The sequence below is a fragment of the Variovorax sp. PCZ-1 genome, assembly GCF_018413605.1.
GTDB lineage: Bacteria > Pseudomonadota > Gammaproteobacteria > Burkholderiales > Burkholderiaceae_C > JANMDU01.
This window is the reverse complement of record NZ_JAHCDN010000003.1, coordinates 1-26,969: the sequence shown is the minus strand read 5'-3', so window position 1 is coordinate 26,969 and position 26,969 is coordinate 1. Positions and strand designations below refer to the sequence as shown.

Below are 26,969 nucleotides of genomic sequence, written 5' to 3'. Positions count from 1 at the left end.
AGACCTTCGATTCACCCTGTCGTTACAGGTGTTCTGGATCGAAGTGCGCGAAAACCCATTTCATCCAGTCCCGTGGCGTCAGAACAATTAGACACATAACACGGAATATCGGATATGGAATTATTTTCTACCCCTTGGTGGTCTGCGCTATTGGCCATCATTTTGATTGATTTGGTGCTCGCTGGCGACAACGCGATTGTGATCGCCTTGGCAGCTCGCAATCTGCCACCCGATCTGCAAAAGAAAGCCATCATGTGGGGCACTGTGGGCGCAATTGCTGTGCGCGCTGCAATGACTTTGATCGTGGTTTGGCTGCTGAAGATACCAGGCTTGATGCTGATTGGTGGTCTGGGACTGCTCTGGATTGCCTACAAACTCTTGGTAGACACCGGCGGCGACGAGCATGATGGCCCAGTGGCCACCACATTTTGGGGCGCAATGAAAACCATCGTGATCGCCGATGCCTTAATGGGCATCGATAACGTACTGGGTGTTGCGGGTGCAGCGGGTGGATCCATGACGCTTGTTGTGCTTGGTTTGCTGATCAGTGTGCCCATCGTTGTGTATGGCAGCCAAATCGTGCTCAAGCTTGTTGAGCGTTTTCCCATCATCATTCAGCTCGGCGCAGCGGTGCTGGCCTTCACTGCAGCCAAGATGATCATTGGCGAGCAATTGCTCAAAGAGGTATTCAACCCACCAGCAAGCTATGCAGATTTGGCGCGCTGGTCAGTCTATGCCGCGTGTATTGCGGGTGTATTGCTCGCAGGAGCCTGGGCAGCCCGTCGTGCAGCCAAAAGTGTGCCTGGGCAATTGACTCAGTAACAATGCCACACACAAGCTGTGAAACCAAAACGTGATTTGTAACTCTGAGCACTATTGCTTATGTCTTGGAAGGAGCTTCGTATGAATCTACTGCCTACTTATATCGTCTATCTAGATGATGCAGATCACGCACAGCGACAGCTGAGCCAACTGCTTGCCCAGCCGCACACCAAACGCTGGGTTCTTGTGGCTTGCGCTCCTCGCATGACGCGCCGCATTGGCAAATGGCTCAGCCACAGTGCTCGAGAAAACTGGCGTGATAAGTGGTGCGATAAGCTCTTCTCGCAATTCACACCGCGCATCAGCCGCACGGATCATGTGTTTTGTGAGGTGGCCACAGGCCCCTTGCCAGAATTCACAGAAATGTTGCTCAAAGATTTGAGCAATGCCGAAGTGATTGATGCGCGTCGCCCCAAGTTCGGTATAGAGATGCAACCCGTGATGCAGCCCGCGCAGACTGCACAAAAGCCTGCGGCTCCCCTGCCGAGCATGCCGCTCTCTGGCAATGCACGCCCCGCCATGGGCTAGTGAGCTTGATTTCATACGAGCAGATGGTATGCTGCTCGTATGAAAATACTTGCTAAATGGCTACTCAGCGCTGCAGCTCTACTGGCTGTAGCGCATTTTTATTCTGGCGTGATTGTCACGAGTTTCGTTGCTGCCCTCATAGCAGCCTTCGTGATTGGTTTGCTCAATACGATCGTGCGCCCGATCTTCGTCATCCTTACGTTACCGCTCACAGTGATCACTTTGGGGCTGTTCCTTTTTGTGATCAATGCGCTCATGTTCTATATGGCCTCGGGTTTGCTTGAAGGTTTCAAAGTGAAAAGCTTCACTGCAGCTCTGATTGGTTCACTGCTCTATTCGGTGGCAGGTATGGTCATTGAAGCTGCTTTGGAGCGGCTTTTCAAGAAAAACCAAGAGCTCTAGCGCTTCAATTGCGCAGTAACTTTTCTTGCGCCAAAGCCAAAGCCTCCGGCTTGCCATTGAGCACCAGCGTATCGCCTTCTTCTAGTGTTGTCGCTTCGTCCAGCACGGCGAGCTGGCCAGCTTTTCTTCTGAGGTGCATCACACGCACGCCGACTGCATGCAGAGCCAAGCTTTCTAGTGGCATACCCAGCGTTTTTGCTGCGACTGGCAGCGTGAAGCTTTGTAAGCGCTCGTGATCCAGCTCATCCACCGTGTCGTCGTCTTGGCCATGGAAATAACCTCGAAGGAGGTTGTAGCGTGCATCGCGTTGTTCTTGCACGGTGCGGATCACTCGTCGCATCGGTACGCCGACCAAGGCCAGAGCGTGACTGGCGAGCATGAGGCTGCCTTCGATGGATTCGGGCACGACTTCGGTGGCACCGGCGGCGGTGAGTTTATCTAAATCATGGTCGTCTTGTGTGCGCACGATCACAGGCACTTGTGGAGCGTGGCCGCGCGTGTTGGCAAGCACCTTCAGCGTGCTGGGCACATCCAAATAAGTGATGACAACCGCGCTAGCACGCGCCAAACCTGCCGCCATGAGTGCTTGCAAACGCGCTGCATCGCCGAACACCACACTATCGCCAGCTGCAGCTGCTTGGCGCACGCGGTCTGGATCGAGATCGAGCGCCATGTACTGAATGCCTTCGCGTTCAAGCATGCGCGCCAAGTTCTGTCCACAGCGTCCATAGCCGCAGATGATCACGTGTTTATCACGGCTGATCGACTTCTTGGCGATTTGCGTCATCTGCAGGGATTGTGCTAGCCATTCGCTGCTGACCAACTTCATCACGATGCGATTGCTGTACATGATGATGAAAGGTGTGGCCAGCATGGAGAGCACCATGCTGGCCAAGATGGGGCTCTGCATGGTTGTGCTGATCAGTTTGTTTTGCTGAGAAAGCGTGAGAAGCACAAAACCGAACTCACCGGCTTGCGCGAGATACAAACCCGTGCGTAAAGCTGTGCCCTCGCTCGCACCCAAAAGGCGCGCGAGCACCGTGATCATCAGCAATTTGAACAATACGGGCAAGATCGTGAGCAACAAAACCAAAGGCCAGCGCTCGAGCACGATGCGCCAATCCAGCAGCATGCCAATCGTGATGAAGAAAAGGCCAAGCAGCACATCATGGAAAGGGCGAATATCCGTTTCCACTTGGTGTTTGTATTCCGTCTCAGATACGAGCATGCCGGCGATGAACGCGCCCAATGCGAGAGACAGACCTGCATGTTCAGTGAGATAAGAGAGCCCCAGCGTGATGAGTAGCAGATTGAGCATGAAGAGCTCTTCGCTTTTGCGCCGTGCCACCAGCGTGAGCCACCAGCGCATCAGCTTTTGCCCACCCGTGAGCAAAATAGCGATCAAGAAGGTGGCTTTGAGCGCGGCCAAGCCTAAGGAAGAAGCCAGTTGGTCTGGCGAAGCCGCAAGCGCCGGCACGAGCACCAACAGCAGCACAACAGCCAAATCTTGAAACAGCAGGACACCCATCACCCGCTTGCCATGCTCGCTCTCCAGCTCCAAGCGCTCTTGCATGAGCTTCACCACAATCGCTGTACTGCTCATGGCCAAAGCGCCACCCAGCGCAAGCGCGCTTTGCCAGCTCATCTGCCAGTATTGCGGCAGCAAGTAGGCCAGCGCGAGCGAACCGGCAGCGGCGATCATCATCGTCAGTGCAACTTGCAGCGCACCCAGGCCAAACACATGCTGACGCATCGTGCGAAGTTTGCTCAGATTGAACTCCAGCCCAATAACAAACATCAGGAATACCACGCCAAATTCAGCCAGATAGCGGATGGATGTGGAGTTTTGCGCCAGTGCAAGTGCATTGGGCCCAATGATCACACCCACCGCCAAATAGCCCAGCATGGCTGGTAGCTTCAACATGCGGCAAACCACCACACCCAGCACGGCGGCAAGCAAATACAGCAGAGTGAGCTCAAGGGCATTCATGCTTCGATACTAGCAAACCCTGCGCCAAGATCAGTTTGAGTTCGATGGAGCGCAGATAAATGACTGACAAGTTCATTTTGTCAATTGTTTGTCTGAATTTCAGATAGACAAGCTATTTTTTGTCTGAGGCGTAGAATCTCACACATGGCCACCAAACTCACTACTACCAAGCCCGCCGCAAAGTCTGCTCCCAAGGAGGCCGTGAAAGCGGCGCCGAAAAGCGCATTGAAGAAGCCCAGCTTTAAGCAGCAAATGCTTGCAGCGCGAGAAGAGGCCATCATTGATGTGGTGAACCGTCTGCTTGCTGAAAAAGGCTTCGAAGCCATGACGGTAGACGAAGTGGCTTTTGAAGTAGGCGTAGCCAAGGCCTCGCTTTACAAGCATTTCCCCAGCAAAGAAGATTTGGCCACTGCCGCTATGGTGCGCATGATGCATCGCGCTGTAGACGAGCTAGGCAAAATGCCCGAAAGCTATAAGCCGATAGACAAGCTCAAAGCCATCACGCGCTGGATGATGCAACTCAAGCTCGCCCGCGAGATGCCCAATCTGCCCAGTCAGAATTCCACCCTGCGCGCGACACTCACCGCCAATAAAGCCTATGTGGATGCGCTGATGTTTGCATCGGACACGCTTGGCGGCTGGATTGAAGCGGCGCAGAAAACCGGCCAAATCAGCAGCAAATTACCAGCTATTGCCGTGCTCTATACGATTTATGCAAGAGCCTGCGATCCCGTGCTCGAATTCCTCAAGGCTGCTGAACTCTACACCGATGAGCAGATCTTAGATATGGTGGAGATGAGCTGCTTTGATGGGCTGGCCAAGCGCTAACTTACCAACGCGCTTTAATCTGAAGCGGATTGCTGTAAAGCCCACATCGCTGCATATCTGCCTTCTTGAGCCAGTAGATCGGAATGCGTGCCGCGCTCAATGATGCGGCCAGCATCGAGCACCAAGATTTCATGCGCATCGACGACTGTGGAGAGACGGTGTGCGATGACTAGCGTGGTCTTGTTCGCAGAGACGCCTTGCAGCTCGGCTTGAATAGCGCGCTCATTGGTGGTGTCTAACGCCGAAGTGGCCTCATCGAAAATCAAGATCGGCGGGTTTTTCAAGAGTGTGCGGGCAATGGCGACGCGCTGCTTTTCGCCGCCAGAGAGTTTGAGGCCGCGCTCGCCGACCATGGTTTCGTAGCCTTTGGGCGTAGAGGCAATGAAGTCGTGAATGCGGGCGGCTCTTGCGGCTTCGCGCACCTGCTCTGGCGTGGAGCCAGGTTTGCCATAAGCGATGTTGTATTCCACCGTGTCGTTGAAGAGCACGGTGTCTTGCGGCACGATGCCGATGCTGGCGCGCACGCTGGCTTGCGTGAGGCTGCGAATGTCTTGGCCGTTGATTTGGATGCTGCCGTTCTGGATGTCGTAGAAGCGGTAGAGCAAGCGGGCGAGCGTGGATTTACCTGAACCGCTCGCGCCGACGACGGCAACTGTTTTGCCCGCCGGTATTTCAAAGCTCACGCCGTGAAGAATTGGGCGCGTGGCTTCGTAAGAAAAGTTCACGTTGACGAAGCTCACGGCTGGCGACGCATTCAATTGCAAGGCGCTTGCATCGGGCGAATCCGCCACCTCGCGCTCACGTTCCATGAGCACAAACATCTTGTCCAAATCTGTGAGGCTTTGCTTGATCTCGCGGTAAATCACGCCGAGAAAATTTAAGGGGATGTAGAGCTGAATCATGAAGGCGTTAACCATCACGAGATCGCCCAGCGTCATGCGGCCTTCCACCACACCTTGCGTGGCGCGCCAGAGCATGGCTACCAAAGCCACCGCGATGATGAGTTGCTGCCCTGTGTTGAGCATGGAGAGCGTGGTTTGGCTTTTCAGGCGAGCTTTGCGCAGCTTCTCTAAGCTCTCGTCATAACGCTTGGCTTCGAAGCCTTCGTTATTGAAATACTTCACCGTCTCATAGTTCAGCAACGAATCCACTGCCTTGGTGTGCGCAGCGGAATCAAACTCATTGGCTTCTTTGCGGAATTTCGTGCGCCATTCGGTGATCATCACGGTGAAGGTGATGTACAGAGCCAGAGCGGAAAGCGTGATGATGGCGAACCACACATCGAATTTCACCGCGAGGATGGTGAGCACCAGCGCCACTTCGATCAGCGTGGGGATGATGGAATACAGCGAATAGGAAATCAGCGATTCGATGCCGCGCACGCCGCGCTCGATATCGCGCGTCATGCCGCCTGTTTGTCTTTCCAAGTGAAAGCGCAGAGAGAGGGCGTGAAGATGCTGAAAGGTTTTGAGGGCGATCGAGCGCGCTGCGCCTTGCGTGGCTTTGGCAAACACCAGTTCTCTCAACTCTGTGAAAAGAGAAGTGGACAAACGCAGCAAGCCATAAGCCAGCAGCAAGCCCATGGGAATCACCAGCATACTTTGCACCGAGCCGGGCTTCAAGGTCATCGCATCCACCAATTCCTTGAGCAACACCGGCACGCCCACATTGGCCACCTTCGCGCCCACCATGAAAGCCAGCGCTGCGATCACGCGCCATTTGTATTCGAGCAAATAGGGCAGCAGGCGCTTGAGCGTGAGCCAGTCGGAGCGTTCGGCGGGTGGAGTTGGTGAGGCTGCTGGCGGGTTGGTGGCAAGAGAGCGCATTGGATTTATCATGGGGCTTTTGCATCAGATTGTGCCCATGTCTTCAAACTCAAGCGAAACTCGTGCCTCCGTGACCTTGCCCACCGACAAAGAACTGGTGCTCAAAGTGATTCCGATGCCCGGCGACAGCAATGCCAATGGTGATATTTTTGGCGGCTGGGTGATGGCGCAGGTCGATTTGGCTGGCTCTGTGATCCCGGCACGCCTTGCCAGAGGCCGGATTGCAACGGTCGCAGTGAACGAATTTTTGTTCAAGCAGCCGGTGAAAGTGGGTGATTTGCTCAGCTTTTATGCGGAAGCAGTGCGCGTAGGCAACACATCGGTCACCGTGCATGTGGAGGTGTATGCGCAGCGGTTGCGCTATGCCGATGAAATTGTGAAAGTCACGGATGCGAATTTGACCTATGTGGCCATTGATATGGAAGGCAAGCCTCGGCAGTTGCCGAAAACACCTTGATCAGCTTTTAAAGTGATCGAAGGAGACGTATTCGCTCTGTGAAAGAGTGCCATCGGTCTCCCGTAAGCGCAGCCCATGCTCGGTTTGCACGGTGCCAATATGGGTGATCAGAGTTTGTGATGCGAGAGCCGCTGATCGGATAGCTTCGCGTTGCGAAGCTGCTGCGGTGAAGACGAGCTCGTAATCATCGCCGCCTGAAAGCACCATTTTTCTCAAATATTTTGTATCGAATTGGCTTCTAGCCGGCATGTAATCTGCGCAAAGTGCTATTGAATCAATAGCGTTTAGATTAATTTCTGCACCCACACCACTGGCTTTCAAGACATGGCTGAAATCACCCAGCAGGCCATCACTCACATCAATTGCGCTCGTGGCGAGCCCTCGTAGCGCGAGGCCAAGCAAGACGCGTGGCGTGGGGCGCTCCATGCGTTGGCGGGTGAGCGCGAAGTCTTTTTCATTCAAAGAAATTTCGCCACGAAAAGCTTCCAATGCAAGCCGCGCTTGACCTGGCAGTCCACTCACATAGATATCGTCGCCAGCTTGTGCGCCGCTACGAACAAGCGCTTGGCCTGTGGGCACATGGCCGAAGACGGTGATGCAGATATTGAGCGGCCCGGCCGTGGTATCGCCACCGATCAAAGCGCAGCCGTGCTCTTGCGCTAAATCAAGCAGGCCTTTTGAAAAACCTGCAAGCCAAACCTCATCGAGACGCGGCAGCGCAAGCGCCAGTGTGAAAGCCACAGGTTTTGCAGCGCAAGCAGCCAGATCACTCAAATTCACGGCGAGAGCCTTGTGGCCAAGCGCTTCAGGGCTCACCGTACTCAAAAAATGCCGCCCCTCCACCAGCATGTCGGAGCTGATCGCCAGCTGCATGCCGGGAGCGGGAGCGAGCAGGGCGCAATCGTCGCCAATACCCAAATCCACGCCAGCCGATGATTTAGCAGCGCTTTTGAAGTAACGCTCGATCAGATCAAACTCACCCATGGAGAAACACCGTCGCCTTCGTCTCAGTGCAGCGTCGGTTTGCCGCCCAGATGACTGAGCGCATCCAAAACAAACATTGGAATATCGGCATGAAATGGCGTGCCATCATCGGCCATGCAGTGGTATTGCCCATGCATCGTGCCTGTGGGAGTGCGCAGGCGACAGCCGCTGGTGTATTCGAAGCTTTCGCCGGGTGCAAGCGTAGGCTGCTCGCCCACCACACCTTCGCCTTTGACTTTCTCCGTCACGCCATTGGCATCGTTGATGTTCCAAGTGCGCGAGATAAGCTGGGCAGTGATGTCGCCTGTATTCGTGATCGTCACGGTGTAGGCAAAGCCAAATACGCCCATACTGGGTGCAGATTGCTCAGGCAGGTATTGCGGGCGGACGGTGACGGTGAATTGCGGGCGAGGCATGGCCTAATGGTAACGCTTTGCTTGGCTGGCCATGGCTTGAAAAATCCAGCAACCGCCTAAAATCAAGGGCTATGAGTAAAAAACAGCGTGTTGTGGTCGGTTTGAGCGGGGGCGTGGACTCGGCGGTTTCAGCCTATTTGCTCAAGCAACAAGGCTACGATGTGATCGGCATCTTCATGAAAAATTGGGAAGATGACGATGATTCTGAATACTGCTCCAGTAATGTGGATTTTGTCGATGCGGCAGCGGTGGCTGATGTGCTTGGTATTGAAATTGAGCATGTGAATTTCGCAGCGGATTACAAAGACCGCGTGTTTGCAGAGTTCTTGCGCGAATACCAGGCGGGGCGCACGCCGAATCCAGATATTTTGTGCAACGCGGAGATCAAGTTCAAATCTTTCCTTGATCATGCAATGCGCCTCGGGGCAGAAAAGATCGCTACAGGGCATTACGCAAGGGTTCGCTTGAATGAGAAGACGGGTTTGCATGAGCTGCTCAAAGGCCTGGATTCGAGCAAAGACCAAAGCTATTTTTTGCATCGCTTGACGCAGGCGCAGCTCGCCAAAACACTCTTCCCCGTGGGCGAATTGCGCAAAACCGAAGTGCGACGCATTGCCGATGAGATCAAACTACCTAACGCGAAGAAGAAAGACTCCACAGGCATCTGCTTCATCGGCGAGCGGCCATTCCGCGAGTTTTTGAACCGTTACATCAGCAAAGAGCCCGGGCCGATCAAAGACGAAAAAGGCCGCATTATTGGCCAGCATGTGGGCTTGAGTTTTTACACGCTCGGCCAGCGTCAAGGCCTAGGCATTGGCGGTGTGAAAGAAAAGGGTGCGCAGCGCGGTAGCGGCGAGCATTCGCCTTGGTATGTGGCGCGCAAAGACATGGCAAAAAACACGCTCTGGGTGGTGCAAGGCCATGAGCATCCTTGGCTCCTTTCGAGCGCATTGCAAGCCGATGATGTGAGCTGGTGTGCGGGGCATGCGCCTACCAACGGCCTGCTGGCAAATAAATCACGTTATCGCCAAGCCGATGCAGCCTGTGATTTCACAGCAGCGCCCAGTGGCTTCCATCTCCATTTCCCACAAGCGCAATGGGCTGTGACGCCCGGCCAATCGGCTGTGATGTATGACGGCGAAGTGTGCTTAGGCGGCGGTGTGATTTCAGCTTCAGCACCAGCTGTTGCGCAGCCGCTTCAAGCCTGAGCAATAACGGCCCGCACGCTGGCCAATTGCCTGCGTGAGACTTGCAGCGCATCATCGCAAGCGCGAAGGCGAACTGCCCATCCCTCGACGGAGCCGCCCTGTGGATCATCATCGTCCACACCATGAAAACGCTCAAGTGCCCGCATCTCGCGCCGAGCCACCAAGGTGTTTCGGTGGATGCGCAAAAAATCTTCGCCGTATTGCGTTTCTAAATCGGCCAGAGAGCCATCCAAAATATAGCTGCGCTGCGCAGTGCGTACAGTCACGTATTTGAGCTCTGCCTTGAAATAAAGCACATCTGGCAATGGAATGCGCTCGGTACGCCCACGGTCTTGAATGATGATGAATTTTTGAGCCAAATCGGCAGATGGCCGGCTAGATATCTGCGCAAACTGCTCCTTTTTTAGGAGTGCTTTCTGCAATGCCTTTTGCAACCGCTCCGCGCGCACGGGCTTGGTGAGATAGTCCGTCACATCTAAATCGAAGGCATCCACAGCATGTTCGGCATGTGCTGTGACGAAGATGATGGCCAGCTCTGGGCGGATTCTGCGCAGCTCGCGCGCCAGTTGTAAGCCATCTGCGCCTGGCATGTGAATATCCAGCAGCACCACATCAACGCTCGCACTGCGTAGCTTGGCCATCGCCTCCATCGCATCTGAAGCCTCGGCTTCGAGCAAGCAGGGGGGCTCTGGGCAATCAGCCAGCAAGGTTTTGATGCGCGATCGCGCCAGATGCTCGTCGTCCACCACCATCACATTCAATGACATCATGCAGGTATCTCCATCCTGACTTGATAAATTCCGTTCACCCAAGTACAACGAAAGCTCGCCTGCACATCATGCAGCAAGCGCAGCCGATCCTGCACATTTTGCAGCGCCACCCCATGCCCAGCATGGCCTTGCCCGCCAGGCGCTGTGTTGGTGATTTTGATCACGATGGCACTGCCCCGCTTTTGCGTACTGATTTTCACATCTGCCCCACTCGTGCTCGGTTCTACACCATGCTTCACAGCGTTTTCCACCAAAGGCTGAAGCAGCAAAGGCGGTAGTTTGGCTAGTAATGTGCTTGAGTCAATCGCCCACTCCACCCGCAACCGCTCACCGAATCGCACACCTTCAATTTCGAGATAACGCTTGGCCAACTCAATTTCTTGGCTCAGCGTAACCGCATCGCCTTGATCCACCAAAGCGCTGCGAAACAATTCACTCAAATCTTCAAGCAGCATCTCCGCCTTGGCAGGCTCCGCGCGTACGAGTGCGATAGCGCTATTGAGGGTGTTGAAGAGGAAATGTGGGCGAATACGTGATTGCAGCTCAGTCAATCGCGCTGCTGCGCTAGCAGGGGTGCGTTGCTGGGCTCGCCAAATCAGCGCTGCCACCAAGCCCGCCGCGATGAGCGCACCTGATACGGCACTGGCGATCCAAGGCGCATTGTTGATGAAACCCACCCATACCAACAAGGCGCAACCATACAAGCCCGCTAGGCTACCCAGCACCATGCCGCTGGCCCACTGCCCAAGGCGTGTGAGTTTTTGCAATGGCTTTTTCAATGCACATGCCACCACCAACCAAAGCAAAGCCGCTGGCAGCGCTGCTCCTGTGATGATGGCCAGCAAAGAGAACCAAGCTATCACATCGTTCGTGACAAACATTGCCCCCACACCCATCAGCAACTCCACCGAGAGCACCGTGCGCAAAATGACACCCACATGGCAAGCATCAAACACCAATACGGGCTCTGGCTGCGGCATGGCCAGAATATCTTGCAAAGGCGCCACGCCGCGCTTGCCCTGGCCGCGAGCCACTGTTTGCGATGTCAATGCATCTAATTGAGAGGTGCCAAAACGGGTTTCCATGGGGGAGTAGGTGTTGGGGCGAATAAAATCCTATGGAAGCAACAAAACCGCAGTATGCCAGCCCTTCCCGTATTTGCCACTCCCCGTTTGAGCGTTGACACGCTCATGCAAGGCAATTTCTGGCAACAGTTTGCACCTCAGCTGCACATTGGTGCGCCGGGCTATGCGCAGGCGCCCATGCCCAGTTTGCCGGGCGACGTGGTGTCTGCGATTCAAGGCTTGGTGCGCACAGAAGGCTATTTTCAAGGCAATCTCTCTCAGTGGAATACACCTTATGCTGCGGTCACGGATATGATTTCTCGCCTGAACGCAGCTGGCTTGCTGCCTGTGTTTGCCTTCATGTATGACGAGATGTGGATGCTCGCGCACCAGCTTCATCCCGTGATCGAAGGCTTGCTAGGACCCAACTACGCCATGCTGCCCGATTTCTGGGCTTGGCATATCGACCCCACCCAGGCCGAATCCGGCTGGCGGCCACATCGCGACAAAGGCTTTCGTGCGCTCGCTGCTGATGGCTCGCCCACCAGCGTCACCGCTTGGATTCCGCTCACACAAGCCACCACTTTGAACGGCTGCATGTACATCGTGCCCGCAGACCGTGACCCTACTTACGGCACGCCGCAAGACACTGAGTGGAAATTTCAATACCCGGATGTGCGCGCTTTGCCAGCGAACCCTGGCGATTTCTTCATATGGAATCAAGCCGTGCTCCACTGGGGCTCGCATGCCAGCCCACGAGCAGGCCATGCGCCTCGCATGAGCTGTGCCTTTGAGTTTCAGCGCACTGATATTCCTGCTTGGAATCAGCCTCTGATGCAGCCTCGCAGCATCCTGAGCTACGCAGACCGCGTTCGCCTGATTGGCAAACAAGTCAAACAATACCAACACATGTATCCTTTGCCAGATCACCTGTCCACTTTGGCGGATCGCATGCTTTCCTACACATCATGAATCAACTCGACAAAAAATCCGAAGCCTGGTCTGCCCTCTTTTCTGAGCCCATGAGCGATCTCGTCAAGCGCTACACCGCTAGCGTGTTTTTTGACAAGCGTTTGTGGGAGGCGGATATCACAGGCTCTCTGGCGCACGCCGAGATGCTGGCCGCACAAAGCATCATTTCTGAGGCTGACCATGCTTCCATCCAGAAAGGGATGGCGCAGATTCGCCATGAAATTGAAAGTGGCGCATTTGAATGGAAGCTTGATCTGGAAGACGTGCATCTGAACATCGAGGCTCGCCTCACGCAACTCGTGGGCGATGCAGGCAAGCGCCTGCACACGGGCCGCAGCCGCAACGATCAAGTCGCCACCGATGTGCGGCTGTGGCTGCGCAGTGAGATGGATGTGATCTCTGGCTTGCTCGCAGAGCTGCAGCGCTCGCTGCTTTCCGTGGCTGAGAAAAATGCTGACGTGATTCTGCCCGGCTTCACGCATCTGCAAGTCGCACAACCTGTGAGCTTTGGGCATCACATGCTCGCCTATGTGGAAATGTTCGCTCGCGATGCGCAACGCTTGGCGGATGTGCGCAAGCGTGTGAACCAGCTGCCGCTGGGCAGTGCAGCTCTGGCCGGTACGACCTATCCCCTAGACCGTGAGCGCGTCGCCAAGACGCTTGGCATGGAGGGGGTCTGCCAAAACAGCCTTGATGCCGTGAGTGACCGTGATTTCGCCATCGAGTTCACCGCAGCTGCATCGATTGTGATGGTGCATATCAGCCGCCTGTCTGAAGAACTCATCATCTGGATGAGCCAAAACTTCGCCTTCATCAAAATCGCAGATCGCTTCACCACTGGCAGCTCCATCATGCCGCAGAAGAAGAATCCCGATGTGCCTGAGCTCGCGCGCGGCAAAACAGGCCGCGTCGTCGGCCACCTCATGGGCTTGATCACCTTGATGAAAGGCCAGCCCTTGGCCTACAACAAAGACAACCAAGAAGACAAAGAGCCTTTGTTTGATACGGTGGATACGCTCAAAGACACCCTGCGCATCTTCGCTGAGATGATGGGCGGCCAGCTTCAAGCAGACGGCTCACGCCAAGGCGGCATCTCCGTCAACCCTGAAGCCATGGAGCGCGCTGCCTTGAAAGGCTACGCCACCGCCACCGACCTCGCCGATTACTTGGTGAAAAAAGGCCTTCCTTTCAGAGATGCCCACGAAGTCGTCGCCCACGCCGTCAAATTCGCCAGCGAGCGCGGCATGGATTTAAGCGATTTGCCGCTCGATACCTTGCAGAGCTTCAACAAAGGTGTGGAAAAGGATGTTTATGACGTGCTTTCTTTGCGCGGCAGCTTGAATGCCCGCAACACTCTAGGCGGCACTGCGCCCGCGCAAGTCAAACTACAAATCGCCAAGCATCAAAAACGCCTAGCCGTCTGAAATTGAAGATGCCAACGAAGAAAGCCCCAGTATTTTTGATACTGGGGCTTGTTTGTTTGGTGGCCTGGGGCGGAATCGAACCACCGACACAAGGATTTTCAATCCTCTGCTCTACCGACTGAGCTACCGGGCCATACTCAGCGTGTAGCTGAGCCCATGATTATAGCTGATGCGCCGCGCTCGCTTTAAGCTTTGCTGCGCAAAGATCAATTGCCGCGTTTGCTGCGATTGATATCCACACCGAGTTGTTTGAGTTTGCGATAGAGGTGGGTGCGCTCTAGACCTGTTTTTTCAGCAACTCGGGTCATGGAGCCGCCTTCTTTGGCGAGGTGAAATTCGAAATAGGCTTTTTCGAATTCATCGCGAGCCTCGCGCAGGGGCTGATCCATGCTGAAGCTTTGTATGGACTGCGGGCCAATATCTACAGGCGAGGGTAAATTCAAGCCGCCCGTCATGGCGGCCTCAACTGTCAACTCTGCTGCTTTGGCTTGTGCAGCAGGCGCGGTGGCTTTGAGGCGCTCGCCTTTGGCCAGTGCATCGTTCACAGCCTTGAGCAGTTTTTGCAGCGTGATCGGCTTTTCTAGGAAGGAGTGCGCGCCAATTTTGGTGGCCTCCACCGCTGTATCGATGGTGGCGTGACCACTCATCATGACGACGGGCATGGTGAGCAAGCCAGTGGCTGACCATTCTTTGAGCAGAGTGACGCCATCTGTATCAGGCATCCAGATATCGAGGAGGATCAAATCGGGCTGACTGCTAGCGCGAGCCTTGCGAGCCTGAGCAGCGTTATCGGCCGTCTCTACGCTGTGCCCTTCATCGCTGAGGATTTCAGTCAGGAGATCTCTGATACCCAGCTCATCATCAACCACCAAGATGTTTGCCATGTTGCCTGTCTGCTTGTTATTTCGTTCTGCCGTCCAATCTGCCTGTGGGAAATGCCTGTGGCAGATTTGCGACGTGTGTATTACACCACAGGGAAGGAGAGGCTGACCTGAGCGCCCACCACTTGAGGGTTCGGGTTATCCACGCTTTGTGTAACCGCTTGTGAGTTTTCTGCGGTGCTCAGAATATTGCTCAGTTCGATGCGCGCAGCGTGCTCGTCTGCAATTTTCTTCACAACAGCCAAGCCAAGCCCTGTGCCGCGTGATTTGGTGGTGACATAGGGCTCAAAAGCGCGCTGCAAAATATGCGGCGCAAAGCCTGTGCCAGCATCACGTACGATCAATCGCACGCGTGAACTCGTGGGGTTAAAGCGCGTGATGATCTCCACCTGAGGTGAGCGACCACTGTGCTCGAAAAGTAAGCCACTGGCTGCTGTGAGGCTGGCATCCTGCGCATTTTGTAGTAAGTTATGGATCACTTGGCGAAGCTGTTGTGCATCTCCCAAAATTTGCGGGCAGGCAGAATCGAGGGTTGATGTGATGGGGACGACGGAGTTTTCTGGCGCATACAAAGCCAGCACATCCTGCACCAAAGCATTGAGATCAAGGGGCTTGAGTTCAGCGCTAGGCAAGCGCGCGTAATCACGGAATTCGTTCACCAGCCGCTTCATGGCATCGACCTGATCGACAATGGTTTTGACGGAGCGCTTGAGCAGCGCATCGTCGGGCGAACTCAGTTTGCTCAGTAGCTTCATTTCCAATCGCTCAGCCGAGAGCTGAATCGGCGTGAGTGGATTTTTGATTTCATGTGCGAGCCGGCGCGCCACCTCGCCCCATGCGCGCGAGCGTTGAGCGGAGACAACCTCGGTGATGTCATCCAGCACCAAAAGGCGCAAACCGTCAGGCAGGGCTGCGCCGCGCGCGATGATGCTGGTGGTGTCGTCATTGCCAGCAAAACTCTGCGTTCCAGTTTGGCCGCCGAGCTCAAAAGAATGCTGCCAGTGATCGGCATGCGTGTTGCGTTCACCGAAAAATACGCGGAACTGGTCACTCACGCTCTGTGCAAAATCTTCCAAGCCTGGCAAGTTTGACAATGGCTGGCCAATATGGGCGGCAAGTGGGGCATGCAGCACGCGGGTAGCGCCGGGATTGGCCTGCACGATCTGGCCTTGCTCATCCAACACGATCACCGCAGCGGTTAAATTGTCCAGAATCGTCTGCAAATTCGAGCGAGAGGCATCTAGCTCGCCCAAGCTGGCTTGCAACTGTGTGCGTGCGTCGGAGAGTTGCTGCGTCATCTGCGCAAAAGACCGTGTGAGGCCGCCCAGTTCATCGCGCGTTTGCAGCGCAGCCTTGGGCCGTAAATCACCCGCTGCGACCTGGGCCACACCATCGGCCAAAACCAAGAGGGGTCGCACCAGTTGATTGCCCAGCACAGCGGCCAACAGCACCGCGCCAAACATGGTGAGAAACAGGCTCAGTGTGAGGGTGGCCAAGTACATGTTGCGCAGACCATCCCGCGCCAATGCTCTTTGTTGGTACTCCTTGTAGGCCTCTTGTACAGCCAAGGCATTGGTGACTAAGCCATTAGGCACAGCTTGCATGACCTGCAAATAGCGCACATCGCTGGTCAGTGTGCCTAGCCCAAGCTGGCCGATGCCGCTGCTGCTGACCATCGCCAATGCTTTGATACGCACGTTGGCGGGTGTTGCAGTTTTCTCGGCGGCCTCATCCAGACCTTCTATTTGACTGATCACGCGCGCGCTGCGGGCTTGGCGCAATTGCGCACTGCTGGGGCGCTCTGGCGAGAGCGTGAAGCGCGATTGCCCTGCGCTGGTGATGACTTGGCCGGAGGCGCTCCACAAGATCACGTCGGTGGCATCCAATTGCTCGCGCAGACGCTCCATCGCCAAAGGGCCAATCAGCGCCGTTTCGCTCAGTTGTTGGGCAGCGGCTTGCGTTTTACTGGCTAATGCGGTGGAGAGAGACTCCATCGTGCCGCGTCCGAGATTGAGACCGGCATCGAGTGCGCCTTCCACCTTAACGTTAAACCAACTCTCGATCGAGCGCGCGACGAATTGGTAGGACACGGTATAGATCAGCACACCAGGCACAAAGCCGACAAGTGCAAAAATCGCTGCTAACTTCAGCAGCAGGCGGCTGCCAAACTTGCCTCGCCGCAAGCGTTGTACCAAACGCCAAACCGCCCACACGATGACTGCGAGAAACACCGCACCCACGCCAATGTTCAGATAGAACAAGCGCTCGTAATACTGCTCAAAACGCGTTTGGCTGTTGGTTGCTAATGCCAAAAGAAATACCAGCACCGAAGCCACAGCCAGCATCGCCACCGCACCCAATGTGACGACCCAGCGAAGGCTGCGGCTCCTCTGCGCTTGCCGTAGCTGCGAATCGCCCAAAGACGAATCCAGCGCGGAATCTTGTGTGGTCTGTGAACGCATCAATTAGCTCGCGCTCAGCGTGCCTCAGGGCGTAAGCTGCGCTGCACAGAAATATTCCAATCAGCGTTGCCAGTGATGCCGATCTGCATAGGACGCGGTAGCTGTGAAGTATCGAGCCGGAAACGAAAATCTACGTTGTGCCGGGCATCTTGCTCAATCTCTGCACCCTCAGCAATCTTCCAGCGGGAGATGCGGCGCACGGCTGCCATGGCATCTGCGAGTTGATCAAAGCTCTGGGAGAGACTGGCACCGCTGGGTTGATCGCCATTGCCAATCACGCTGATGCGCCAGCGGCGTGTGAGCGGCTGGTAAGACAGGCGCACGTTGCGCGTCGCGCTAGCCACATTTTTGTCATACCAATACCAACGATCACGAAGCACCAGCGCTTCAGCCACGAAGGTGATGGCGATGCCTTTGAGCAAGGCATCCTCCACCGCGCTGGGAAGTTCAAAGCGAAGCGTTGCGCTCAGATAAATGCCATCAGGCGTTTGCTCCAAACGCACATTATTCACGTCGGTGGTGTTTTGCGCCTGAGCAGGAAGCGCGGCAAACAAAGCTAACCAGCAGGCCAGCCACACATGCAGCAGCCAACCTCGCCGAGATTTAAGACCGCTTGCGCAGTAGCGCGTAGAAAAATCCGTCATGCCCACCCAATGAATTTTCAGGCATGGGACTCAAATCAGCACTTTTTAAGGGCAACAAATGCCCAGGAGCAGGTAAAGACTGGGCATCAGTGTTGTTTGCAACAAACGCTTCGATCTGCGCGGAGCCTTCAGCCTTGAACACCGAGCAGGTGCAGTACAGCAGCGCGCCACCCTCTTTCACAAGTGGCCACAAGGCCTGTAGCAATCGCTTTTGCTGTGATGCCAAGCCAGAAATATCGGTATCGCGCCGCAGCCAAGGAATGTCAGGATGTCGGCGCACGATTCCGCTGGCCGTGCAAGGTGCGTCGAGCAGGATGCCGTCAAAAGGCTGGCCATCATGCCAAGCTGAGGGATCGGCGGCATCCGCGACGATGATGCGAGCTTTAAGCCCCAAACGTTTCAAATTGTCTTCAATGCGCTCACAGCGCTGGCCATCCACGTCGAGCGCAATCACTTCGAGGGGAATATTTCGAGCAGCCGCCCATTCGAGCAGATGAGAGGTTTTGCCGCCAGGCGCAGCGCAGGCGTCCAGAATACGCAGAGGCTTTGCGCTCTTTTGGCTAGATACAGCTTGCATGAGTAAAGGCGCAGCCAATTGCGCCGCTGCATCCTGCACTGAAAACCAGCCCTCAGCATAGCCCGGTAATTGTGAAACAGGCAGACTGCGAGAGAGCTCCAAGCCAGTATGTGCCACAGCCTGCATTTCTGTGTTCACTATGAATTCAGTAGCATTCAGCGCAGATTTCATGCCGGCGAATGAGCTTTTTTGTTCATTTACTCTCAAGGTCAGTGGTGCACTGTAGCGATTAGCATGCAGCAGAGCTTGCCAGTGATCCGGCCAATCGCGCTGCACTTGGCGCACCCACCAGATCGGATGGTTGAACTGCGCTTCCAGATTGCCACGCAAGCTTTGCATCAGCGCGCCGCGCTCACGCAAAAAGCGGCGCAAACAAGCATTGATGAAGCTCGATTGTGGTGCGAGCTGCCGCTGCAGCTTGATCGCCTCCACCGCTTGGCTCACGATCACATCATCCCGATATGCAGCGCCGGGCGGTGGGTTTTCTGGATCTTGCGCGCAGAGCAATGCCAATGCAGCGGTGAGCAAAGCATCCGCAGCAGGCACGGGTCTTTTCGGGGCAAGCGCGACGCGCAGCGCATGCGCTTGGCCAAGATGGCGTAGCACAGCGAAAGTGATGGCTTGAACACCTGCGCGCTGTGTATTTTCTATATCAAATTGGGCTGTAGCCCAGGAATGACCTGCGCGAAGTGCTATCAAAAAGTTAGCAACTTGCTGAAGCTGATGCGCCAGTGTGGTGGGCGCAGATTTGATTTGAGCGACGCTTTTCGCGTTGGGCAAAGCAGTGCGGGTGGCTTTCACCACCCGCACTGCTGGTTTGTTGGAGTTGGGTTGATTCAAGATCAGGCGAGTGTATCCGCCCAGATATTTTGAGCCCAATTCATCGCATACACACCTTCCAACTGCGTGACTTCGGGCTTGAGATCGATGGCCGAAACGCCGCCGGAGCCAGCCACAGTCTTGAAGGTCTTCTCTGCCGACACATATTCATGCACGCTCGCCACATGCACCACTTCTTTGTCGTTCACAAAGCTGTAGCAGGTGTTGGTGAGCATCGGATTGGCATTGATTTCCCAACCTGAGAGCTCGGCCACGATGGCCGCAGCGGCTACTTTGGCATGGCTGTTGGCCATATGGCCGCTCTTGGGCATGGCGGGAGCGATTTGAATCGCATCGCCGAGCACATGAATATTTTTTGCCGCAGTGGATTCAAAGTTTTGATAATTCACGCCACACCAGCGGCCATTGGCTTGGTTGTTGAGCCCGGTTTGTACGGCAATGCGGCCAGCGCGCATGGCGGGGATGACATTGAGCACTTGAGCCTTCACATCGTCTTGCACATCAAACTTGACAGTGTTGGTTTTCGCATCGACCGCAGTGACATTGTGATTGCCACGGTATTCGATGATGCCCTTGTATTGATCAGCCCAGACTTTCTTGAACAATGCGGCTTTAGAAGTCACATCTGGGTTGCCATCCAAAATCAGCACTTTAGAGCGTGGCTTGGCTTGCTTGAAATACCAAGCCACTTGGCAAGCGCGCTCATAAGGGCCAGGTGGGCAGCGATAGGGCGCCACAGGAATCGTGATGGCATAGGTGCCGCCATCAGGCATGTCCATGAGCTGTTTGCGCAAGGCCACAGTTTCAGGGCCAGCTTTCCAGGCTTGCAGAACCTGCCCCGCATCACTGGCTTGGCGCAGGCCTTCAATCGTGCCCCACAGCAAATCAATACCCGGAGAGACCACCAATTTGTCGTAGCCAATTTGTGCACCGCGCGCCAGCGTCACAACGCGGCGCGTGGCATCAATTTCTGTCACCAAATCTTTGACCATGGTCACGCCATGATTCTTGGACAGGCCGCCATAGGCGCTGGTGACGTCCTTGATCTGCTTGCTGCCTCCGATCACGAGGTTGGAAATCGGGCAGGAGACGAAGGCATCGTTAGGCTCGATCAGCACCACATCGATTTTGTAGTCAGACAGCAGACGAACATACTTGGCGGCAGTTGCGCCGCCATAGCCGCCGCCAATCACCACGACGCGTGCTTTGCTGGGAATGGCTTGCTCACTCGGCGTGCTGGCGCAACCAGCCAAGCCCAGCATGGAAAGAGCAGCGGAGGATTGGATAAAACTTCTGCGGGCAATCATGGGGCGCTCCTTATTTTTTCTGTGCGGCGAAGTAGCCTGCGATTTGTTCGATCTGCGCATCGCTGTAGCCTTTGGCCAGCTGATGCATGACCGTGGCCGAGCGCGTGCCGTTTTTGAAGGCCGCCATTTGCGCCACGATGTAATCCTTGGGCATGCCAGCCAGGCTCACAACGGCGGAGCCATCTTGCGCTTTGCCATTCGTGCCATGGCAATTGGCACAGGTCGCAGCCAAGCTGCGAATATTGAGGTCTTGCACGGTCTGCGCTTGGGCGCTCAAGTGGAGGTTGGCAGCCAGCAGGGCCGTGAGAATCAGAACGGGGGATTTCAAGAAGGTCTCCTAGGCACAAATAAGAAACAAGATTATCACCCGCCCAGCCGCTTTGTCATACTGGTTTCTACGATCGATCGCTGTGTTTAGCCCAGCTCGCCCGTCGCACCAAAACCAAACACCCATGCCAAGAGCAGCGCTGGGAATTGATGAATAGCTTGCATGTAGGCCCGCACTGATTGGTTGTAATCGCGCAGCCGCTCTGCTGCCAGCGGCTCATGTTGTGCCCAGAGCACTTGCAAGTCGGGTGGCACACTCTCGCCCGCCAAATCCTCTTGTGTGTTGAGCAACAGCTGCCAGTTGGCTTCGAAAATGTCACGCGCTGCACGGACGGACGATAAATCATCCAAGGCCGCGATCTGCTGAGGCTTGGCTTGCAGCACAGCAAGGCATGCCAAAAATTGGCGTGCAGATAACGTCAGAGGCCGCCAGCGCAAGGCATCATCATCCAGCGACGCCCATTGTGATTCGGTTTCGCGGCCTTGTGCATACTGTTCGAGTCTCACACCCACAGCCTGCGCTTGTGCTTGCCACTGCTGCACAAGCGCCTGCAAGCTACGGGCAACGTGGCCGCGCAAACGCACCAAGCGGTTGTAAGCACCCAATGCCCAAAACACCAAAACGCAGGCCAGCAGTATCGAGAGGAAAGAAGCGCTCACAAAAATCAGCCGCGCAGTTTGCGTGCGGCCTCGCGAGCAAAGTAAGTCAAGATGCCATCCGCGCCGGCGCGCTTGAAAGCCAGCAGCGATTCCATCATCACCAAATCATGATCGAGCCAGCCGTTTTGCGCAGCGGCCTTGAGCATGGCGTATTCGCCGCTCACTTGGTAGGCGAAGGTCGGCACAGCGAATTCATCTTTCACACGGCGCACGATATCCAGGTAGGGCATGCCGGGCTTGACCATCACCATATCTGCGCCCTCGGCAATATCCAGCCCCACTTCGCGCAGCGCCTCATCGCTGTTGCCGGGATCCATTTGATAGACTTTTTTATCGGCTTTTCCTAAATTCGCTGCGCTACCCACCGCATCTCGGAAGGGGCCGTAAAAAGCACTCGCATACTTCGCGCTATAGGCCATGATGCGGGTGTGAATATGGCCTGCAGCCTCCAACGCCTGGCGAATCGCACCGATCCTGCCATCCATCATGTCGCTCGGCGCAACAATATCCACGCCAGCCTCAGCTTGAGTGAGCGCTTGTTTCACGAGGAGCTTCACGGTCTCATCGTTCAAGATGTAGCCCGTGTCATCAATCAGACCGTCTTGCCCATGCGAGGTGAAGGGATCGAGCGCCACATCGGTCATCACACCCAATTGCGGGAAATGTTTTTTGAGCTCTCGAACGGCGCGCGGCACAAGGCCTTCGGTATTCCAAGCTTCTTGGCCGTCGGGTGTCTTGAGCTTGGCGTCGATCACTGGAAACAAGGCCATCACAGGAATGCCCAGATCCACGCACTCTTGCGCCACGGGTAGCAGCAAATCCACACTCAAGCGCTCCACGCCCGGCATGGAGGCCACGGCTTGCCTCTGGCCCTGACCATCCAAGATGAACACGGGGTAGATCAGGTCATGTGTAGTGAGTGTGTGCTCACGAACGAGGTTGCGCGTGAAAGCATCTCGGCGCAAGCGGCGCGGCCGGGAGGCGGGAAATGAGGTGGAAATGCGTGTTGACATGGCCTTATTGTGAAGCAATGTGGCGGGACAGCATGCCAAGTCGGGCAGTTCGACTGCATTTATCAAGTCAAGTGAATTTCAGCCATTTGAGTGTCAGAATTGACAAAGTAAGTATCATTGGTGTCATCTATGCGACTTGTTTGCTGAATGTAACCGTCAAAACATCGCTTTTTCGTTGTTTTTTAACGATACGCCATCGAATCCGAGCTTGTTGGCTTGTCCATGCTTTGTTAAATTACCGGTGGGCGCATTGCGCTCCCCGCTTTTCCTCCCTGAGCGGGTGCCTCGTTGTTTGACAGCAGAGGCTTCCCCGGCCACCTTGTGTGGCCGTTTTTTTTGGTTCACCGATTAAATGCTGATGCTGGCGTCGGTGTGGATGCTTGTCAAAGGCATGCGCTGACCACTCAGAAAGTCTTCCATGCAACGCAAAACCAGCGGGCTGCGATGCCTGTTTTGACTGTTGCGTATCTCATCGGGCGTGAGCCAGAGGGTGCGCACAATACCTGTGTCTAGCGCTTGTCCGGCGAGGGGTGGGCTCACGCTGCCGCAGAATGCAAAGCGCAAATAGGTGATATCTTGCCCAGCCGTTGGGCGCTGAAAACGGCTCATATAAATACCGAGCAAAGCAGTGGGCTGGAATGGATGCGCTGTTTCTTCCAAAGCTTCTCGCACACAGGCCTGGAGCAAACTCTCACCTTGCTCTAGATGACCGGCAGGATTATTCAGCCGCAGGCCTTCTGGCGTGTGCTCTTCCACCAGCAAAAACTTACCGCCCTGCTCGATCACAGCGGCAACTGTCACGCTGGGATGCCAGCGTTGATGGTGTTGAGGTGAATTCATGTGCTTGGATTATGCGTAAGTCAAAGTTGTTTATTCCGATAATGTCTTAGAGATGCCAGCCTAGTGAGCCCTTGCCACGCAAACTCGTGTAAGCTGCGAGTCAACGAAAATTTTCCAACAAACAGTTGAGGAGAGAGCCATGCGCATCGGCGTGCCCGCAGAGATTTTGGCGGGAGAAACCAGGGTTGCCGTCACCCCCGAGACGGCCAAGAAACTGATCGCCCAAGGGCATTCTTTACATGTGCAAGCTGGCGCAGGCCAGGCGGCTAGTGTGATCGACAGTGCTTTTGAAGCCGTGGGCTGCCAAATGACCGATGCAGCTGGCGCATATGCTTGCGACTTGGTGCTCAAGGTGCGCGCACCCTCCGCAGCCGAAGTGTCACTGCTCAAAAGTGGCTCTACCTTGGTCGGCATGCTCGAGCCTTTCAATACGGAAGGTTTGCAGCGTTTGGCATCGGCTGGCGTGACTGGCTTCGCCTTAGAAGCCGCGCCCCGCACCACTCGTGCGCAAAGCATGGATGTACTCTCCTCGCAAGCCAATATCGCCGGCTACAAAGCCGTGATGCTGGGCGCGAATGCCTATGGCCGCTTGTTCCCCATGCTGATGACTGCAGCCGGCACGATCAAGGCCGCACGCGTGGTGATTCTTGGCGTAGGCGTGGCGGGCTTGCAAGCGATTGCGACTGCTAAGCGCCTCGGTGCAGTGATTGAAGCGTCCGATGTGCGGCCTTCCGTGAAAGAGCAAATCGAATCGCTAGGCGGTAAGTTCATCGATGTGCCGTATGAGACGGACGAAGAAAAAGAAGCAGCTGTTGGCGTGGGCGGATATGCCAAACCCATGCCGCAAAGCTGGCTGGATCGCCAAAAGCTCGAAGTCGCTAAGCGTGTGGCCGCAGCTGATGTGGTGATTTCCACTGCGCTGATTCCAGGCCGCGCTGCACCTACCTTGATTACCGAAGACATGGTTAAAGCCATGAAGCCTGGCTCGGTGATTGTGGATATTGCTGCGGGCAAAGGCGCAAACGGTGTGGGCGGCAATTGCCCGCTGTCTGAAGCTGATAAGACCGTCGTCAAACATGGCGTGACCATCATTGGCGACACGAATCTTCCCGCACTCGTCGCCGCAGACTCATCTGCCCTCTATGCCCGCAACGTGCTGGACTTCCTCAAGCTCATCGCGCCGCCTGCCGCAAAAGGTGAGCCAGCATCGAGCTTGAAAATCGACATGGAAGACGACATCGTGGCTGCTTGCTTGATGACCCAAGCTGGCGAAGTGAAAAGGAAATAAACATGGACATCGTATCTCCTACCATCCTCAACCTCATCATCTTTGTGCTCGCCATCTATGTGGGCTACCACGTGGTTTGGACTGTTACGCCTGCGTTGCACACGCCGCTGATGGCGGTGACGAATGCGATCTCAGCCATCGTGATCGTTGGCGCGATGCTCGCTGCTGCGTTGACCGAAGGCGGCGTGGCCAAGGCCATGGGCGTGCTCGCTGTTGCGTTAGCAGCAGTGAATGTGTTCGGTGGATTCTTAGTAACTCGCCGGATGCTTGAAATGTTTAAGAAAAAAGAGCCAAAACAGGCTCCTGCCAGCACAGAATCTGCGCTGAATGCTACGAAATAAGGAGCGTTTGAGATGAGCATGAACGTCGTCACGCTGCTGTATTTGGTGGCTTCTATTTGTTTTATTCAAGCCTTGAAGGGTTTGAGCCATCCCACGACTTCGATTCGCGGGAATCTGTTTGGCATGATCGGCATGGCGATTGCCGTGCTGACCACGGCCGCTTTGATTGTGCAGCTCTCGGGTGGCAAAGCCATTGGCATGACTTGGGTGTTGCTCGGCCTCGTGGTCGGCGGTGGCTTGGGCACTTACATGGCCAAGACGGTTGAGATGACCAAGATGCCTGAGTTGGTGGCTTTCATGCACAGCATGATTGGCTTGGCAGCGGTGTTTATTGCCGTGGCCACAGCTATCGAGCCTTGGGCGTTTTCGATCACCGAAAAAGGTGGCGCGATTCCGCACGGCAACCGCTTCGAATTGGCATTGGGCGCAGTAATCGGTGCGATCACCTTCAGTGGCTCGGTGATTGCGTTTGGCAAACTCTCCGGCAAATACAAATTCCGCCTTTTCCAAGGCGCACCCGTCACTTTCGGCGGGCAGCACATGATCAATCTGATCTTGGGTCTGGCCATGCTGGCGCTGATTGGGCTGTATACCGCCACGCAAGCTGATTGGGCACTGTGGGCAGCGATTGCGATTGCCTTCGTGCTCGGCGTGCTCATCATCATCCCGATTGGCGGCGCGGATATGCCGGTGGTGGTCTCGATGCTCAACAGCTACTCGGGCTGGGCAGCAGCAGGCATTGGTTTTTCGCTGAACAACTCCATGCTCATCATCGCCGGCTCGCTCGTGGGCAGCTCCGGCGCGATTCTGTCGTACATCATGTGCAAGGCGATGAATCGCTCGTTCTTCAACGTGATTTTGGGTGGCTTCGGCGGCGATGCGGCCACTGCTGGCGGCGCAGCCGCTGAGCAACGCCCCGTGAAGTCTGGCAGCGCAGACGATGCGGCCTTCGTGCTCGGCAATGCAGAGACCGTGATCATCGTGCCAGGCTACGGCTTGGCGGTTGCTCGCGCGCAGCATGCCGTGAAAGAACTCGCTGCCAAGCTCACCGCCAAAGGCGTGAACGTGAAATACGCGATTCACCCCGTGGCAGGGCGCATGCCTGGCCACATGAACGTGTTGCTGGCTGAGGCTGAAGTGCCGTATGACCAAGTGCATGAGATGGAAGACATCAACGGTGAATTCCAGCAAGCGGACGTGGCCATCATCTTGGGTGCGAATGACGTAGTAAACCCTGCAGCCTTGCAAAAAGGCAGCGCGATTTACGGCATGCCGATTTTGGAAGCCTACAAAGCGCGTACCGTGATCGTCAACAAACGCTCGATGGCTGCAGGCTACGCTGGCCTAGATAACGAACTCTTCTATATGGACAAAACCATGATGGTGTTTGGCGATGCGAAGAAAGTCGTTGAGCACATGGTCAAGGCTGTTGAGTAAATTGCTATTAATATAATAGCTGTTCGCGCAGTATCTATGCCGGAAAAAGACCTAAAAGGCTTATAAATTCATTGGCAGATATAACTGCCTTGCAGCATTCACACATAAAAAAACCGAGCACAGAGGCTCGGTTTTTTTATTCCCGCCGAAGCGGGAAGAGTATGCATTACTGCAACTTGATTTCCACGTCCACGCCAGCTGGCAGGTCGAGTTTCATCAATGCGTCCACAGTCTTGTCTGTAGGGTCAACGATGTCCATCAAACGCTGGTGCGTGCGGATTTCAAACTGGTCACGGCTCGTCTTGTTGACGTGAGGTGAACGCAGAATGTCAAAACGCTTCATGCGGGTTGGCAAAGGCACGGGGCCTTTGACAATCGCGCCGGTGCGCTTGGCGGTATCGACGATTTCCGCAGCGGATTGGTCGATCAGTTTGTAGTCAAACGCCTTGAGGCGAATGCGGATTTTTTGTTTAGCTGCCATGATATGTGTGTCCTAGCAATTACTTAACAATCTTAGCCACAACGCCAGAGCCCACGGTACGGCCACCCTCACGGATAGCGAAACGCAGACCTTCTTCCATAGCGATAGGCGCAATCAGCTTGACGCTGATGGACACGTTGTCGCCAGGCATGACCATCTCTTTGTCTTTTGGCAACTCAA

The 26,969-nt window shown here is 55.3% G+C and carries 28 protein-coding genes and 1 tRNA gene; 11 read left to right on the top strand and 18 right to left on the bottom strand.

Annotated features, from left to right (window positions below; translation table 11 throughout):
* The first annotated feature begins 114 nt into the window (after positions 1 to 114).
* The 3 genes from KIH26_RS13525 to KIH26_RS13515 all read left to right on the top strand — a co-directional run bounded on the left by KIH26_RS13525 (position 115) and on the right by KIH26_RS13515 (position 1,752).
* The gene (locus KIH26_RS13525) at positions 115 to 822 is read left to right on the top strand and encodes a TerC family protein (protein ID WP_213446128.1); all 708 of its coding nucleotides are present in this window, start codon (positions 115 to 117) and stop codon (positions 820 to 822) included.
* A gap of 81 nt (positions 823 to 903) precedes the next feature.
* The gene (locus KIH26_RS13520) at positions 904 to 1,350 is read left to right on the top strand and encodes a hypothetical protein (protein ID WP_213446126.1); all 447 of its coding nucleotides are present in this window, start codon (positions 904 to 906) and stop codon (positions 1,348 to 1,350) included.
* 39 nt (positions 1,351 to 1,389) lie between these two features.
* Positions 1,390 to 1,752 carry a phage holin family protein gene (locus KIH26_RS13515; RefSeq protein WP_213446124.1) on the top strand — a complete coding sequence of 121 codons (363 nt, stop codon included), beginning with the start codon at positions 1,390 to 1,392 and terminating at the stop codon, positions 1,750 to 1,752.
* A 4-nt stretch (positions 1,753 to 1,756) separates the two neighbouring features.
* Here the strand turns inward: KIH26_RS13515 and KIH26_RS13510 are convergent, their stop codons facing one another.
* Positions 1,757 to 3,742, bottom strand: coding sequence for a monovalent cation:proton antiporter family protein (locus KIH26_RS13510; protein ID WP_213446122.1), 1,986 nt, complete (start codon positions 3,740 to 3,742; stop codon positions 1,757 to 1,759).
* A 252-nt stretch (positions 3,743 to 3,994) separates the two neighbouring features.
* On the opposite strand from KIH26_RS13510, the gene KIH26_RS13505 reads away from it, so the two are divergent.
* On the top strand, positions 3,995 to 4,570 hold the full coding sequence (locus KIH26_RS13505) for a TetR/AcrR family transcriptional regulator (protein ID WP_213446483.1): 576 nt from the start codon (positions 3,995 to 3,997) through the stop codon (positions 4,568 to 4,570).
* Positions 4,571 to 4,584: 14 nt separating this feature from the next.
* Here KIH26_RS13505 and KIH26_RS13500 read toward each other — a convergent pair whose 3' ends face one another.
* Positions 4,585 to 6,396, bottom strand: a complete 1,812-nt coding sequence (locus KIH26_RS13500) for an ABCB family ABC transporter ATP-binding protein/permease (protein ID WP_213446120.1) — start codon at positions 6,394 to 6,396, stop codon at positions 4,585 to 4,587.
* Between the two features lie 37 nt (positions 6,397 to 6,433).
* On the opposite strand from KIH26_RS13500, the gene KIH26_RS13495 reads away from it, so the two are divergent.
* Positions 6,434 to 6,853, top strand: coding sequence for an acyl-CoA thioesterase (locus KIH26_RS13495; RefSeq protein ID WP_213446118.1), 420 nt, complete (start codon positions 6,434 to 6,436; stop codon positions 6,851 to 6,853).
* Here KIH26_RS13495 and thiL read toward each other — a convergent pair whose 3' ends face one another.
* On the bottom strand, positions 6,854 to 7,837 hold the full coding sequence (gene thiL / locus KIH26_RS13490; protein ID WP_213446117.1) for a thiamine-phosphate kinase: 984 nt from the start codon (positions 7,835 to 7,837) through the stop codon (positions 6,854 to 6,856).
* A 23-nt stretch (positions 7,838 to 7,860) separates the two neighbouring features.
* Positions 7,861 to 8,253, bottom strand: coding sequence for a Co2+/Mg2+ efflux facilitator ApaG/CorD (gene apaG, locus KIH26_RS13485; RefSeq protein WP_213446115.1), 393 nt, complete (start codon positions 8,251 to 8,253; stop codon positions 7,861 to 7,863).
* Between the two features lie 71 nt (positions 8,254 to 8,324).
* On the opposite strand from apaG, the gene mnmA reads away from it, so the two are divergent.
* Complete coding sequence (mnmA, locus tag KIH26_RS13480; protein WP_213446112.1) at positions 8,325 to 9,461, top strand: tRNA 2-thiouridine(34) synthase MnmA; 1,137 nt, start codon at positions 8,325 to 8,327, stop codon at positions 9,459 to 9,461.
* Here mnmA and KIH26_RS13475 read toward each other — a convergent pair.
* Together KIH26_RS13475 and KIH26_RS13470 are read right to left on the bottom strand one after the other, a co-directional pair.
* On the bottom strand, positions 9,452 to 10,228 hold the full coding sequence (locus tag KIH26_RS13475) for a LytR/AlgR family response regulator transcription factor (RefSeq protein WP_213446482.1): 777 nt from the start codon (positions 10,226 to 10,228) through the stop codon (positions 9,452 to 9,454). The genes mnmA and KIH26_RS13475 overlap by 10 nt on opposite strands.
* Positions 10,228 to 11,211 (bottom strand): sensor histidine kinase, encoded by a 984-nt coding sequence (locus KIH26_RS13470; protein ID WP_213446481.1) that lies wholly within the window; start codon positions 11,209 to 11,211, stop codon positions 10,228 to 10,230. Before KIH26_RS13470 ends, KIH26_RS13475 begins: the two co-directional genes overlap by 1 nt.
* Before the next feature lie 159 nt (positions 11,212 to 11,370).
* Here KIH26_RS13470 and KIH26_RS13465 point away from each other — a divergent pair, with 159 nt between their 5' ends.
* Both KIH26_RS13465 and argH read left to right on the top strand, forming a co-directional pair.
* Positions 11,371 to 12,267 (top strand): phytanoyl-CoA dioxygenase family protein, encoded by an 897-nt coding sequence (locus KIH26_RS13465; RefSeq protein WP_213446110.1) that lies wholly within the window; start codon positions 11,371 to 11,373, stop codon positions 12,265 to 12,267.
* A complete protein-coding gene (argH, locus tag KIH26_RS13460) occupies positions 12,264 to 13,691 on the top strand; it encodes an argininosuccinate lyase (RefSeq protein WP_213446108.1) in 1,428 nt (475 codons plus the stop codon). The genes KIH26_RS13465 and argH overlap by 4 nt, the downstream gene beginning before the upstream one ends.
* A 57-nt stretch (positions 13,692 to 13,748) precedes the next feature.
* Here the strand turns inward: argH and KIH26_RS13455 are convergent.
* The 10 genes from KIH26_RS13455 to KIH26_RS13410 all read right to left on the bottom strand — a co-directional run bounded on the left by KIH26_RS13455 (position 13,749) and on the right by KIH26_RS13410 (position 23,242).
* Positions 13,749 to 13,824, bottom strand: a tRNA-Phe gene (locus KIH26_RS13455).
* Positions 13,825 to 13,897: 73 nt separating this feature from the next.
* The gene (locus KIH26_RS13450) at positions 13,898 to 14,575 is read right to left on the bottom strand and encodes a response regulator (RefSeq protein WP_213446106.1); all 678 of its coding nucleotides are present in this window, start codon (positions 14,573 to 14,575) and stop codon (positions 13,898 to 13,900) included.
* Positions 14,576 to 14,655: 80 nt separating this feature from the next.
* Positions 14,656 to 17,034 carry a sensor histidine kinase gene (locus tag KIH26_RS13445; protein ID WP_213446104.1) on the bottom strand — a complete coding sequence of 793 codons (2,379 nt, stop codon included), beginning with the start codon at positions 17,032 to 17,034 and terminating at the stop codon, positions 14,656 to 14,658.
* A gap of 14 nt (positions 17,035 to 17,048) precedes the next feature.
* Positions 17,049 to 17,678, bottom strand: coding sequence for a DUF4390 domain-containing protein (locus KIH26_RS13440; protein WP_213446102.1), 630 nt, complete (start codon positions 17,676 to 17,678; stop codon positions 17,049 to 17,051).
* Complete coding sequence (gene rsmB / locus KIH26_RS13435) at positions 17,638 to 19,095, bottom strand: 16S rRNA (cytosine(967)-C(5))-methyltransferase RsmB (RefSeq protein WP_249661288.1); 1,458 nt, start codon at positions 19,093 to 19,095, stop codon at positions 17,638 to 17,640. The genes KIH26_RS13440 and rsmB overlap by 41 nt, the downstream gene beginning before the upstream one ends.
* A gap of 2 nt (positions 19,096 to 19,097) precedes the next feature.
* Positions 19,098 to 20,402 carry an NAD(P)/FAD-dependent oxidoreductase gene (locus KIH26_RS13430; RefSeq protein ID WP_213446101.1) on the bottom strand — a complete coding sequence of 435 codons (1,305 nt, stop codon included), beginning with the start codon at positions 20,400 to 20,402 and terminating at the stop codon, positions 19,098 to 19,100.
* Positions 20,403 to 20,412: 10 nt separating this feature from the next.
* Positions 20,413 to 20,730 carry a c-type cytochrome gene (locus KIH26_RS13425; protein ID WP_213446099.1) on the bottom strand — a complete coding sequence of 106 codons (318 nt, stop codon included), beginning with the start codon at positions 20,728 to 20,730 and terminating at the stop codon, positions 20,413 to 20,415.
* An 86-nt stretch (positions 20,731 to 20,816) separates the two neighbouring features.
* A complete protein-coding gene (locus tag KIH26_RS13420; protein ID WP_213446097.1) occupies positions 20,817 to 21,389 on the bottom strand; it encodes a LemA family protein in 573 nt (190 codons plus the stop codon).
* Between the two features lie 5 nt (positions 21,390 to 21,394).
* Positions 21,395 to 22,402 carry a porphobilinogen synthase gene (hemB, locus tag KIH26_RS13415; protein ID WP_213446095.1) on the bottom strand — a complete coding sequence of 336 codons (1,008 nt, stop codon included), beginning with the start codon at positions 22,400 to 22,402 and terminating at the stop codon, positions 21,395 to 21,397.
* Between the two features lie 348 nt (positions 22,403 to 22,750).
* A complete protein-coding gene (locus KIH26_RS13410; protein WP_213446093.1) occupies positions 22,751 to 23,242 on the bottom strand; it encodes an NUDIX hydrolase in 492 nt (163 codons plus the stop codon).
* Between the two features lie 139 nt (positions 23,243 to 23,381).
* Between KIH26_RS13410 and KIH26_RS13405 the strand changes: the two genes are divergently transcribed.
* The 3 genes from KIH26_RS13405 to KIH26_RS13395 are packed head-to-tail and all read left to right on the top strand — an operon-like array spanning position 23,382 to position 26,308.
* Positions 23,382 to 24,530, top strand: coding sequence for a Re/Si-specific NAD(P)(+) transhydrogenase subunit alpha (locus KIH26_RS13405; RefSeq protein ID WP_213446091.1), 1,149 nt, complete (start codon positions 23,382 to 23,384; stop codon positions 24,528 to 24,530).
* A gap of 2 nt (positions 24,531 to 24,532) precedes the next feature.
* Positions 24,533 to 24,871 (top strand): NAD(P) transhydrogenase subunit alpha part 2, encoded by a 339-nt coding sequence (locus KIH26_RS13400; protein WP_213446089.1) that lies wholly within the window; start codon positions 24,533 to 24,535, stop codon positions 24,869 to 24,871.
* A 12-nt stretch (positions 24,872 to 24,883) separates the two neighbouring features.
* Positions 24,884 to 26,308, top strand: a complete 1,425-nt coding sequence (locus KIH26_RS13395; RefSeq protein WP_213446087.1) for an NAD(P)(+) transhydrogenase (Re/Si-specific) subunit beta — start codon at positions 24,884 to 24,886, stop codon at positions 26,306 to 26,308.
* A gap of 166 nt (positions 26,309 to 26,474) precedes the next feature.
* Here the strand turns inward: KIH26_RS13395 and rpsJ are convergent, their stop codons facing one another.
* On the bottom strand, positions 26,475 to 26,789 hold the full coding sequence (gene rpsJ / locus KIH26_RS13390) for a 30S ribosomal protein S10 (protein ID WP_106560600.1): 315 nt from the start codon (positions 26,787 to 26,789) through the stop codon (positions 26,475 to 26,477).
* Positions 26,790 to 26,808: 19 nt separating this feature from the next.
* Positions 26,809 to 26,969, bottom strand: a 161-nt coding sequence (locus KIH26_RS13385) for an EF-Tu C-terminal domain-related protein (protein ID WP_503005233.1), incomplete at its 5' end; no start/stop codon positions are given.